Source organism: Pseudomonas azerbaijanoccidentalis, assembly GCF_019145495.1.
Classification (GTDB): domain Bacteria; phylum Pseudomonadota; class Gammaproteobacteria; order Pseudomonadales; family Pseudomonadaceae; genus Aquipseudomonas; species Aquipseudomonas azerbaijanoccidentalis.
Map to the genome: position 1 here is coordinate 287,064 of NZ_JAHSTU010000009.1, position 12,690 is coordinate 299,753.

Consider the following 12,690-nt stretch of genomic DNA (forward strand, 5'->3'; position numbering starts at 1 on the left):
GGCGACTCACAGCGGACGACCTTCTTTGGCGTTCAGCGCGCTCAAGGCTTTGACGTTGGCCAGGTCCGTCAGTTTGACGCCGCCGTAGTTGCGCACGGCGAGGCTGACCGGGCCACTGCTGGTGTTCCAGCTGAAGCGTTGCTGGATACCGTCCAGATCGCTGACCCGTGCACTGTCGTTCATGCGCAGCAGGCCCCAACGGCCCGGGTAGTCGAACACCGTGATGCGCTCGCCGGTCAGGGTCACCACATCCAGGCGTGCGCCCGGCGTGGTGGTCGTGCCCGGCCACGAGAAGCGGCTCCAACTGGTTTTGCCGTTGCGGTAGTGCTGCACCTGGCCGTCGAGGGTGAAGATGATGTCGGTGAGACTGGCCGCGGGTTCGAGCATGATCTCGAAACCGTTGTCGCGGTCCGACAGGCTGGCAATCACCTGGCCCAACGAACTGGCCTTGTCGATGCTGTTGACCATGCTCGGATTAACCAACGGCGTGGCCTTGCTGTCGCTGCTCATCCCCAGGCCTTCACCACCGGACAGGTTGCCGATTTCGTTACGCTTGAAGTTCGGCAGCAGCCCGGATTCCGGGTCGACGAAACGCTGCAGGTCCTTGACCGACGCTTCGTTGCGGCTGCCGGGTGCAATCGGGTAACGGTGCGCCATGACCTGTTCCCACGGCTTGGCAATCTGCTGCGCCCAGGCTTTGGCAATCTGTTGGCCGGCCGGGTCGCGCAGGGTTTCCCAGGCAAACTGGATCGGCAGGCTGAACAGCCCCTGCAACGACGTGGACAGGCCGCCCTGGCTGGTGTCGACGGTGGTTTCAACGTAGTTGCGCACGCTGGTCACTTCGCTCGGCAGCCCTTCGAGGGTTTCGCTGATCAACTGCTTGCTGCTCTTGCCAACGTCCTGGGAGCGCTGGATGTTGTTCATTCGCACCTTGAGTTTGCGCAACGCCGCCAGATAACGATCCATGATCGTGCTGTCGGCGCCTTCGGCGTTTTGCACGGCGAACACCCGGGACACAGGCTCGAAGCGTTTCGCCAGGCTGCCGTCGTCGACCGCCGGCAAAGGCGAAATCAGCGTGCTCGGCGATGCGTTCTTGCCGTCAAAAATACCGGTGACGCTGCTCCAGAAACCGTCCTCAGGCTTGATACCCGCTGGCAGGGTTTCGCGTGGGGCAGGGACATCCCATTGGGTGTTGTCGTTGACCGCCGCCAGGAGAATTTTTACTGGCGAGTTCTGCACGTCGCTGAGCAGCGACAGTTGTTGGGTGGCGTTGGCCATGTCGGTGAAATGGCGCACGCCGACGCTGTCGATCAGGGTGTACCAGGCTTGCGTGTAGTCGCGCTTGTAGCGCGTCATGAACTCACGGATGAAGTTGGCTTTCTGCACGATGCTGTCGGCACCTTCGCCGTCCAGCACCCAATCCGATTCGTTCTGCAGGTTGCCCGACACCAGTTTGATCAGCTCCGGCTTGACGAACTGTTCCCAGCCCTGACGGGTGAAAATCGCCGGGACTGCTTCAGTGCCGTAGAGCAACTGACGGCCCGGCAATGGCACCAGATCACTCAGGCCGACGGCCGGGAACTGGCGACTGGATTCCAGTTGCAGGCGCAGGTATTCGCGATCGACCAGCGAGCTGGAAATCATGAAGGACTTGAGGCTGTTGCGGGTTTCGCTGATGAGTTGTTCGTTGCGCGACAATGTCGGCGCCTGACCACTCTTGAGCAATTGCACATACACCGGCGCGTTGTCGGCAATCACCGCGCTGCTGACAGCGTTGTCGGCGCTGGCGGTATTGGCCCAGGCCAGCGGCAACGCAGCCGCCACGAACTCCGCATCCGGATGGGTGGCGGGTTGGGTCAGCATCAGGTAGAGCTTGAGTGCGTTGTAGGACTCGATGATCGAAGCGACCTGGCGCTCATCCAGTCGACCGAGCATTTCTTCGGACAACGAAAGCCCGCCGGTTGTCGCCGACAGTTCCGCGGCATCGCTCGCCGTGGCCGGGTTGCGCAATGCGGTCAGGGCTTCGCCGCGAGCCTTGTTGACGGCCCCACGGGCTGCACCGTTCAGGCGACCGGCAACATCAGCGGTGCTGCGTGGCACGTTGTTCAAGCGGATTGGCAGTTTCTGCCCCTGCAAGCGGTTTTTTGCCGAGCCGGCCTTGGACGTTGCGGGCGCAAAGGTATTTTGCGGGTCCATGGTCTTGGCGAACTCGTTGAACGCGCGCATCTGCAACTGCAATTGCAGGCTGATCGGTTCCAGCGCCTGGGTACGCAGTTGCTGCAAGTAGGCGGTCTGGGCGACGCGGTAAATGTCGTCACCACGGTACAGGCCGGCGCCGAGTTGCAGTGGCACACCTTTGGCGCGGTGCTTCTCGATAGCCGTGAGTTGATCGCGCAGCAGCTCCAGGCCTTGGCCCGATGCAAGCAACCGCGCGCTGTCCGGGGATTGTTGCAGTTCGCTCAATTGCTCGCGCAGCGTGGCCAGCCACTGACGGTTGTTCTGGAACGACAGGGCTTGCCAGCCGATGAACGCCACACCGGCCAGGACCGCCAGGCCCAGCAGGGCAGGGCTGGCGGATTTGTTCTTGCCGAAACGCGACTGGTAAAGGGTCAGGTCGCGATCCGGGAAAATCACCCGACGGAAAGTGTCGGTGATGAAGTAGCTGCGGTCGCTGATTTTGCGGCCGGTGCTTGGCTCCGGTTGCTCATGCGCCGGTTGCAGGGCGAACGACTCGGCCAGGTCGTCTTCATACACTTGGCTCAGTTGCTGGTCGGTCTGCAGGGCACTGGTGAAATACAACCCGCGCAGCAACAGCGGCGCGCCGCTGCGACCGGTTTCGGCGAAGTGCTGGAGGAACTGCTCGAGCACGCCCGACAGCTCGGCGAAATAATTCGGGAAGTTCAGCAATGCGCTGTTGGCATCGGCGCCCAACGCAATCATCTGCGCATCGACGTGACGACGAATATGGCTGTGCAAATTGGCCAGTTTGGCATCCAGCACCGGGCGCAGGCCCTGGTTGCGGATCTCGGACAAACCGAAGGTCATACCCAGTGGTTGCTGGCGTTCGTTCAGGTCCAGCCCCTCAAATGCCTGGCTGAAGCCCGGCAGTTGATCGGTCTTGCTCAGCATCAGGTAGATCGGTGGGTTGGCGTCCAGGCAATCGTTGTATTCCTCGATGCGCGACACCAGTTGTGCGGCAAGTTCGTTGCGTTCGGCCGCGCTGCACGCCAGCAGTTCAGGCAGGCTCACCACCAACACCAGACCGTTGACGGCGGCTTTGTTGCGCTGCTTTTTCAGCATGCGCAGGAACGCCGCGAACTCGCTGGCCGACGGGTCGTCGCGCAGGTAGCGGCCGGCCGTATCGATCATCACGGCCTCGGGGCTGAAATACCAATCGCAATGCTGGGTGCCACTTTCGGTGTCGTTGGCGCTGCTGGCAATGCTCGCGGACAAGCCCGAGCGGGTCAGCAACGAAGTCTTGCCCGCTGCCGACATCCCGATCACCAGGTACCACGGCAAATCGTAAAGTGCCGACGAACCGCCACCACCGGCCGAACGGTCGGCGCGCAGCATCGCAATGGCGTGCTTGAGGCGTTCGCGCAGAACTTGCTGATCGCGGAACTCGCCGGTGGATTTGAGCGAGCGATCGACTTCGATCTGCACCAGGTTTTCAAGGTTGTGTTCTGCACGGATACGCTTGTACTGACGCAGCACAATGATCAGCAGGTAGAAGGCGCTGACGATCGCCATCGCCTCCAGCGCATAACCGCGCAACCAGCTCACGTGCGGGGCCACGAACCAACAGACGGCCAGGCTTGCCAGCCACAGGACGGGGACGAGGAACCAAAAACTCTTCAACAAACGCAATAATGTCTTCATGTCTTCCTGACTCGGTTACCTGACCTGTGCTCAGGCACTGAACAGCTGGCTGATTTGTTCGGACAACGCGGCTACGTCTTTGGCCAGCAGCCAGTCGAGCGTCAGGTAAACCCCCACGCAGACCAGCGCAATCAGCGCCAGGTAGAGCCAAAGTGGAACTTCGTGACGCAGCATCTGCGAGACCTGGTCGGGCAGAGCCCAGTCAGGTGAGAGCGCCTTGGGCGTCTTGCGAAACCGCGCGATATCCTGGCCCAGGGTATTGGCCAGATAACGCAGCTGGTCTTTTTGCCCGAGGCTGAATTTGCCTTCGAAACCCAGGGCCAGGCACAGGTGGTAAACCTCGAGGACATCGAGGTTCTGTTTGACGTCACCGCGCAATGAATCGATTTTTTCGAAAAAGCCTTCGCCGGCCAGGTGCACGCCGAAATAGCGGAACTGCAACGGCTGCAATTCGAAGTGACGGCGCAGTTCGTTGTCACCGGAGCGCAACACGCTTTCATCAAGAAAGGCGCACAAGGCGTACTGGGTGTCCTTCACTTGTTCAACGCTGTAGTTGGCGCTGCGCGCATCGCGTTCCAGTGCCTTGAAGAAGGTGTCGACGCTCGCCTCGAAGGCGCTGACCGAGGTCACTTGGCGGCCCTTGCGCACGATCAGCGCCATGCTGATGAAATCTTGCACCAGGTCTTTGAGTGTCGGTTTTTCGTTGGCGGCCGCAACGGCGCCTTGCAGTACGGCTTCGGTCATTTGAGTACCGCCATCAGTTCAAGCTTGAGGTTGGTGAACGCGCTGGGCGCATAGAAAGAAATGGCCTGAGCACTCATCATTCGTTCGTAGACCCGACCATGGGGCTCGATGGAGAAATAGTGATTGTCCAGTCGCACCGGAATCGCATTGGGCAGGCGCGTCGAGTGATTGAGCGTGACCCCCGGCATGGCGCTGTTGACCACCACTTCGATGTCCTCCGGCGAGCCGACCTTGAACGCCCGTGGCACCAGTTCCAACAGGCTCGCGCCCGGCATGTCGGCATGCACGGAAATGTAGAAATCCGCCTCCGCCAGCCGTGGGTCGTGCAACTGCCCTTGCCAGTACGAGGGTTTGGTCTGGGTCAGGTTGATCACCACGCACTGGTTCGGCACCACGTTGTCGAGCAGCACGCGAATCATTTCGTCGAGCTTGACCAGCGAGGCCGCCGGGTCGTGGTGGTCGTATTCGGGGATGTCGTTGAGCTGTGTATCCAACGAAAATGTCAGCAGGCCGCCGGCGAGTTCAGCCAGGAACAGATATAGGCGCTCAGGGTGCAAACGCGGATGCGCCAGCAAATGCGCGAGGGTTGGATGGGCGCGGTTTACCGTGTTCAACAGCCAGAACAGGGTTACGTCGCTGGAGCCGAACTCGGCGATCTGATCCGCGCGCTCGCGACGACGGCCGGACAAAGCCTTGCTTTTCGATTGCAAAGCACCGAGCAAACGCTTGCCCAGCCCGATCAGGGTGTCGTGGGTGCCCAGGTGCAGCGTCGGGTGCACGAAATGTCCGTCGAGGTTGAAACCACCGATATTGTTGCGCGACAGACGAGCAATCGGGCACCAAGTATAGCCATCCAGATTGTCGCCATCGATCAGCATCACCACGTTCAGGCGCAGGCTGGTGATTTCGTTTTCCAGGTCGCCTTCGTTGAGGTCCGGCAAGGTGTCGAACTGCTTGCGAAAGCGCCGCCCGGTCTTTTGCTCCTGGCCGTCTTCGACATAGTTCAGGCCGAAGGGCTCGGGCAGTTTCAGCGCGGCGTAGACCTTCAGGTCGTTGCCCTTGAGCAAGTCCTTCAAGTCGCGGGCTGCGGGCAGCGGATCATGCTGCGGCGCATCGAACAGGCTGCCGTCGGGAAACACCAGTTTCAGCCGTTTCAGCTGCAGGGAACCGGTGGCGAGGGCTTCTTCGTCCACTTCGAGCAACTGCACGCCCCAGTGAAAAGGCGTATTGCGCAGGGTCGCCTGCGCCAGCTGATGCTGGTGGAACTCATCCTGATACTGGAAATGTTGTGGCAAAAGGAACATGCCTTCGGACCACATCACCCGGCTTTGCTTACTCATTGAGCGCTTTCCAATAATGAATTCAATTTCGAGTCCACGGCTTTCTGCGCGGAGCCCGCTGCCTTGTCCTGGGCTTTTTCAATCAACGCGTCCTGCACCCGTTGAGTCAGCGTTGGCTGCGCCGGTTGGTCAGGCAGGGCGGAAGCTTTGGCGAGTTGCTCTTCGGTCTTGGGTTTGTTCAGCACGTCGACGCCACTGACGGCGGAAACGGTGTTGTTGTCGACCAGGACTCGCAGGCCGTCGGAAGAAAACCAGATGCCGTCCTTGCGCAACGAATTGGCGTCAAACGCGACCTTCCAGCGGCTGTTTTCGTCGGAGCGGAAAAACGCCGCAACGCCGACATAACCGGCGGCTTTGTTCAGGGGCCACTTGTCGACCTGGCCCATGCCCGGCAGCAAAGTGATCTCGCGGTTCTCGATCAGGGTGTTGCCGAGGGCTTTTTGCGGGTCGTCCCACAGCGAGTCGGCGTCCACCGAGGAAAAGCGCTCCAGCGAAGTCAGCTGATAGACGCGCAGCACCACCGAAAGCGGTTTGCCCTCAGCGTCGGGGTTGAGCTGGTTGCCGCCGTCGGAGGTCAGGATGACTTTCTCGTTGTCATCGAACAGCATGTCGCCGGCCCACGTATCGTCGACACGCTTGCTGACCCGGTCGGTGACGCCGCAGGCGCTCAGTACCGTCATCATCGCCACCACCGTCAGGCATTGAGCCAATGCCTTCGCGGGACGTTTCCCTGAAAAATTCTTGTCCATGACCACTACCTGTAAATGCTCGATCAGCACAGGCGATAGGCGAAATCGCCGTCGCTGCCCAATTCGATGTTCAAACTCTGGATCGGTTTGTCCTGCGCCATGCGCTCCAGTACCCGCTGCGCCAGTTCCGGCATGAGGGTCTTGGACAGAATGTTGTCGATGTTGCGGGCGCCGCTGTCGACTTCCGTGCAGCGCGAGGCAATGGCTTTGATCAGCGCCTCGTCATAGCTGAGAACGGCCTGATGATTGCGCTCGAAGCGCTGGCGAATGCGCGCAAGCTTGAGCGCGACGATGCGCTCAAGAATCGCGTCCTTGACCGGGTAATACGGGACGATGGTCAGGCGGCCGAGGAAGGCTGGCTTGAATACCTGGTTCAATTCGTCACGCAGACCTTCGACGATGTCTTCCGGTGTCGGTTGCGGCTGGGCATTGAGGCACCACTGCATGATGCGGTCGGTGCCGGTGTTGGACGTGAGGATGATCACGGTGTTGCGGAAGTTGATCTCGCGACCTTCGCCGTCATCCAGCACACCTTTGTCGAACACCTGGAAAAACAGTTCGAGCACGTCCGGGTGGGCCTTTTCCACTTCATCGAGCAGCACCACGCTGTAGGGCTTGCGCCGCACGGCTTCAGTCAGCACGCCGCCCTCGCCATAACCGACGTAACCCGGAGGTGAACCCTTGAGGCTCGAAACAGTGTGGGCTTCCTGGTACTCGGACATATTGATGGTGATGACGTTACGCTCGCCGCCGTACAAGGTGTCGGCCAGCGCCAGTGCGGTTTCGGTCTTGCCGACGCCGCTCGGGCCGAGCAACAGGAACACGCCGATCGGCTTGTTCGGATCTTCCATGCGGGCACGGGAAATCTTGATGCGCTTGCCGATTTCGTGCAGCGCGTGATCCTGACCGAGCACCCGCTCGCCCAGCAGAGCAGGCAGGCGTTGCACGGTTTCGATTTCGTCGCGCAGCATCTTGCCCAGCGGAATACCGGTCCAGCCTGAGATCACCTCACCGATGGTGCCGCCATCCACCAAGGCATGCACCAGCGGTTGCTCACCCTGGACGCTGGCCAGTTCGTCGCGCACCGCGGCAATCTCCTGGGCATCCGGTGTCTGATTCTCGGGATGGCTGAGGGCGCCGAGTTTTTCCACCAGTTGCAGCTCGCGTTGCCATTGTTGCTCAAGGGCCTCGCGTTTCCGCTGTTCGCTCAGCAACTCGGTGTTGAGGGTGGCCAGACGTCGGGCATGATCGCTGCCTTTGGCGGCTTCCTGTTGCAGTACCGAGATTTCCGCTTGCAGGTTGTCGATCTGGCGCTTGCAGTCTTCCAACGGACCCGGTTGCGCCGATTGCCCGAGGGCCACTCGTGCGCAAGCGGTGTCCAGTACGCTGACGGCTTTGTCCGGCAGTTGGCGCCCGGTGATGTAGCGATTGGACAGGCGCACGGCTTGCACCAGCGCTTCGTCCATCACCGTGACTTTGTGATGCTCCTGCATTTTGACCAGCAGGCCGCGCAGCATGTGGATCGCTTTGTCCTCGTCCGGTTCTTCGACCTTCACCACCTGGAAACGGCGGGCGAGGGCGGCATCTTTCTCGAAGTACTTCTTGTACTCGGCCCAGGTGGTCGCCGCGATGGTGCGCAACTCACCGCGAGCCAGGGCCGGCTTGAGCAGATTGGCGGCATCGTTCTGCCCGGCCTGGCCGCCCGAACCGATCAAGGTGTGCGCTTCATCAATGAACAGAATGATCGGGTGCAGGCTGCGCTTGGTTTCTTCAATGACTGACTTGAGGCGGTTTTCGAATTCGCCTTTCACGCCCGCACCGGCCTGCAACAAACCCAGGTCCAGGGTGTGAATGGCAACGCCCTTGAGCACAGACGGCACGTCGCCTTGGACGATGCGCAGGGCCAGGCCTTCAACCACAGCGGTTTTACCCACGCCGGCTTCACCGGTGAGGATCGGGTTGTTCTGGCGGCGGCGGGTGAGGATGTCGACCATCTGCCGCACTTCGAATTCACGACCCAGCACCGGGTCGATCCGGCCTTCGCGAGCGCTTTGCGTAAGGTTGATGGTGTATTGATCGAGGGCCGGGGTCTTGCCGTTGCCTTTGATCGGGCTGGCGCTGGCGGTATCTGAAGTGCCCAGCGGTTTGGCCAGGGCCGACTCGGCGCTGCCCTCCACCAACGCGTTGAGGTTCACGCGCAAATCGTCGGCGTTGATTTTTTCCAGCTCCGCCGCACCCGCAATCACCACCCGGCGCAGTTCGTCGTCATCGAGCAACGCCTGCAACAGATGGCCGGTGCGGATCTGCGCCTGACCGAATTCGATGGACGCCAGCACCCATGCCTGCTCGATCATGCGGGTCAGGTGCGGGGACAGCGCAGGCGTACGGGTATTGCCTTTCTTGAACGTCCCCAGCGCCGTCACCAATTGCGCCTGCAAGCGTTCAGGCACCACGTCGTAATGACGCAGGATGGCTGGCAGGTCGTTGTCGTGGCTGTCGAGCAACTGCAACAACAGGTGCTCGATCTCGACATCGTAATGGTGTTCCGACAGGCACAGCGCCGCGGCGCTTTCGGTGGCGGTACGGCTGGTGTCGTTCAGCTTGGCGAACAGGGACTTCAGGTTCACAGGGAGACCCCATCAAAAGGAATGTGGAAGAGCGCGCAACGGGAGAGTTCCACGTCGACGCCTGGTCGTTTGAGCCAACCGAGCCGGCCCAGCGAAACGTTGCCCTGACGACCGAGGCGGGCGACAGGGACGGCTTGGGGTTTAAGCTTGGGTGCCAACTGGAAATCGAGTTCGGCACCGACGTAGAAGCGCACCAGTTCAACCAGTTTCTGGTAGTCGACGCTGCCCGGCTGCAAGCGTTGATAGTCGGCCAGTTCCAGCGGCGCCGTTTCGATGCGCACGCACGATTGGTAATCCCAGACCCGGTTGCCGGCGACGGCGCTCTGCCCAAGCACAGCGTTCTTGCGCCCCAGCTGCGTGCATTGGCTGGTATCGAGCTTCAGCCAGCGACCGGCAAAGGGCTTGACCTTGAATGGCAGCGAAAAATAGAAGCTGAGCATCACTTCCAGGTTCAAGGCATTGCGTGGCTTCTGCGCGAACAGCCCGGAGAAGTAGCTGAACAATTCACGACGCAGCGGCGAGCCTTGCTTGTCGAATTTCTGCTTCTGCGCCTCGGGGCCGAACCCCACCAGATTCAGCAGGTAGCGGTCGAAATCCGAACTGCCGTTGCGCTCGTACTCGATGTAGAACTTGTACTTTTGCCAGGCTTCGTAGAACAGCGTGGTCATGCGATGCGAAAAGATGTCGAGGAACGCATGGGCCGCGTCATCCCGGTACTGAATGTGCCGCTCGATCAACAGCTCGGTGTACGGGCGCGGCAAGACACCCGACGGCCCGACCAGCCCCATGAACGTGACTTGCACTTCGGACAGCGGCAGGCCGGCCACGGACACCTTGCCTTCACGCTCGAACTGCAAATCGCTGACTTCACTGGCCGGGAAGTTGAGCGACAGCTGCGAGCGAAAACGCAGAGGGTCTTCGTGCGGTCGGGTTTCCAGGTCCATGCGCCCGGTTCTGCTGTAATGCAGGCGAAGCAAGCGCACCAATTGGAAAAACTCGAATCGGTGCGGCTCAGCCCGTGCCTGATCAATTAGACCAGGGGTTGATCGCCGGTTCGCGGTGGCCATTGGACGACTCTCTTTTCGCGCTGCAAGGTGCGAAGGGTTAATTGGGTAAAGCTGTTCATCGAGCAGTACTGACCGAAGAAGTGGTCGAGCACCATGCCGAACAAAAACACACCGCTGCCGGTGTATTGGCTTTCATCGAAATTGAGGGTGATGCCGACACCGCGCACGAAGTTCGGTCGCGGGTGGCCGATGCGCGCAACCACCGGTTCGCTGCTGACCGAGACGATGCCGTTGATCTGTTTGCGGATCGCCGAAACGTTGCGGTAGTTGTAGAGCGACAACAGCTCCAGCAGCACCTCGCGACCACGGGACACCAGCGACATGTGGTTCAGCGACAGGTGTGAAATCAGCCGCCAGATCACCCCGTTGCCCAGCGGCACGCGCGCGGTGGCGGTGGGCTTGCGCAGGCAGCGGATGTCCTTGATCACCGAGTTACCGGGAATGTTGAAATCACCGCGTTCGCCACCGAATGGCAACATCAGGGGCAAATCGCGATTGCTGCAAGTCAGGCGGATGCTCAACGTATCGTTGTTGGACTCCATCAACCCCAGCTCTCGGTCCACCACCCGGATAAACACGTTCGAGCCATCGCGCTGGCCGGTCTGCACGGCACGGCGTCGGGCAATCCAGAAACTCTGGCCGGGGCCCTGGTCGCCACGGGGTTCGAAAAACGGGTGGCAAGTGCCAACCTGGTCGAGACCGCCGACCTTGCGCACGCGCCGCACGCGATCGATGGACACCACTTCCGCCGAGCTTTGCAGGCGCACATCCGGTGTCACTGCGTATTCGTGCTGGGCGTGGGTCAACTTGATCGGCTCGGCCTGCTGGCGGAACAAATTGATGATCGGCGTGCAATTGAGCTTGAAGTTATTGCGCCCGATGTTTTGCGTCAGGCGTGCGAGGCGGTCGCTCAGGTCATAGTCGGAGAAGTAGAAGTTGACCTCGACCTTCTCGATGTCCTTGCCCGCCAGAATCCGCGCAAAGCCCGACAGGTCGAAGAACATGAATTTGTCGGGAAAGGTGAAGTACTCGTGCAGCAGGCGATAGCCGAGGAACGAGCGCTCCGAATAGTCCACCAGGCCTTCGTCCAGACCATAGCCGACGGCTTTCAACGCATTGGCCGGCAAGACAACCTCGCGGGTGCGCCCCTGATCTTCGAAGCTCAGCGTGGCCTTGGCCAGGTTGTTGAACAGCAGTTCGTACAGTTGCAGCATCAACGTGCTTTCGCCGTCGAGGAAAAACCGCAGGCTGTCGAGTTCCATCTTGCCGAACATCACATCGGAGGTCGCGGCCAGACCGATGCGCAAGCGTGCGACCAGATCGGCACTGTGGCCGTTGAACGCCGAGCGCTCCATCTCGATGAACGACGCCTGTTGCACCGCCACCGGCCACAGCTCAACCGGGTAGCAGGTACGGAATTTACACACCACACCATCAATCGGGTTGGCACTGAGCTCGGTATGCCGGGGCACACGGAAGGCTTCGGTGACTTTTTCCTGTTTGCCCAGATTGAACTCGACGATCGACATCGACGGGGTAGGGCGCAGGTAATGCGGGTACAGCACTTCAAGAAACGACTCGACGATTTCCGGCAGTTCGTCATCGAGTTTTTTGTGCACCCGCGCCGACAGGAACGAGAACGCTTCAATCAAGCGCTCGGTATGCGGGTCTTCGCAGTTATCGCCCTCGATGAGCAACCGCGAAGCGATTTTCGGGTACTGGCTCGCGAACTCCTGGCCCAAAAAGCGCAGGTGCGACAGTTCCTTTTCGTAATAGGGCAGCAGATCGTCGAGCATCAGTTGAGGTTCTGCACTTTGTATTCCTGGGTGTTGACCTGCAGCACCGCGTCAAAGGACACCTGACGGGTAACGTCTTGCAGGCGCAGGACCGCGTCCACACGAAAGGTCAGCATGCGTTGGCCGGTCTGTTGGGCGAGCAGTTGCACTTTGACGCTGCGAAAACGCCGGTCGCCGACCGTGATCGCTTTCTCCAGTTGCCGCTGGATCAGCAGGCGATCCTTGGGGTCAAGCACGCTGCGGCTGGTGAAGTCCGGCATGCCGTAATCGAGGATGCTGCCGCTCAGGTTGACGAAACCGTCCAGCTCGTTGGCGACCAGGGACTGGCGGGTGTTGACCAGAATTTCCAGGTCGCGAATGATGCTGGCCTTGTAATCGGCCAGCGAACACAAGCGCTGCGATGACGCTTCGACGGACTGATGCGGACGATCGTCCAGCAATCGATCCAGCAGTGATGGCAACAGCTTGTGTTGACTGGTCATGGTGCC

The 12,690-nt window shown here is 60.5% G+C and carries 8 protein-coding genes; all 8 read right to left on the reverse strand.

From position 1 onward, the window contains the following. Positions 1-6: 6 nt before the first annotated feature. From KVG88_RS25850 to tssE, 8 genes are read right to left on the reverse strand one after another with little or no spacing between them, the layout of a single operon-like run. Complete coding sequence (locus tag KVG88_RS25850; protein WP_217873142.1) at positions 7-3,879, reverse strand: type VI secretion protein IcmF/TssM N-terminal domain-containing protein; 3,873 nt, start codon at positions 3,877-3,879, stop codon at positions 7-9. A 30-nt stretch (positions 3,880-3,909) separates the two neighbouring features. Then, positions 3,910-4,623 carry a type IVB secretion system protein IcmH/DotU gene (gene icmH / locus KVG88_RS25855; protein ID WP_150705091.1) on the reverse strand — a complete coding sequence of 238 codons (714 nt, stop codon included), beginning with the start codon at positions 4,621-4,623 and terminating at the stop codon, positions 3,910-3,912. Continuing rightward, on the reverse strand, positions 4,620-5,963 hold the full coding sequence (gene tssK / locus KVG88_RS25860; protein WP_150705092.1) for a type VI secretion system baseplate subunit TssK: 1,344 nt from the start codon (positions 5,961-5,963) through the stop codon (positions 4,620-4,622). The genes icmH and tssK overlap by 4 nt, the downstream gene beginning before the upstream one ends. Next, positions 5,960-6,712 (reverse strand): type VI secretion system lipoprotein TssJ, encoded by a 753-nt coding sequence (gene tssJ / locus KVG88_RS25865; RefSeq protein WP_150705093.1) that lies wholly within the window; start codon positions 6,710-6,712, stop codon positions 5,960-5,962. Before tssJ ends, tssK begins: the two co-directional genes overlap by 4 nt. 23 nt (positions 6,713-6,735) lie before the next feature. After that, positions 6,736-9,339, reverse strand: a complete 2,604-nt coding sequence (gene tssH / locus KVG88_RS25870; protein WP_217873143.1) for a type VI secretion system ATPase TssH — start codon at positions 9,337-9,339, stop codon at positions 6,736-6,738. Next, complete coding sequence (tssG, locus tag KVG88_RS25875) at positions 9,336-10,406, reverse strand: type VI secretion system baseplate subunit TssG (protein WP_217873144.1); 1,071 nt, start codon at positions 10,404-10,406, stop codon at positions 9,336-9,338. Before tssG ends, tssH begins: the two co-directional genes overlap by 4 nt. After that, on the reverse strand, positions 10,370-12,202 hold the full coding sequence (gene tssF, locus KVG88_RS25880; RefSeq protein ID WP_217873145.1) for a type VI secretion system baseplate subunit TssF: 1,833 nt from the start codon (positions 12,200-12,202) through the stop codon (positions 10,370-10,372). The genes tssG and tssF overlap by 37 nt, the downstream gene beginning before the upstream one ends. Further along, positions 12,202-12,684 (reverse strand): type VI secretion system baseplate subunit TssE, encoded by a 483-nt coding sequence (gene tssE / locus KVG88_RS25885; RefSeq protein ID WP_150705097.1) that lies wholly within the window; start codon positions 12,682-12,684, stop codon positions 12,202-12,204. The genes tssF and tssE overlap by 1 nt, the downstream gene beginning before the upstream one ends. Between the last annotated feature and the right edge of the window lie 6 nt (positions 12,685-12,690).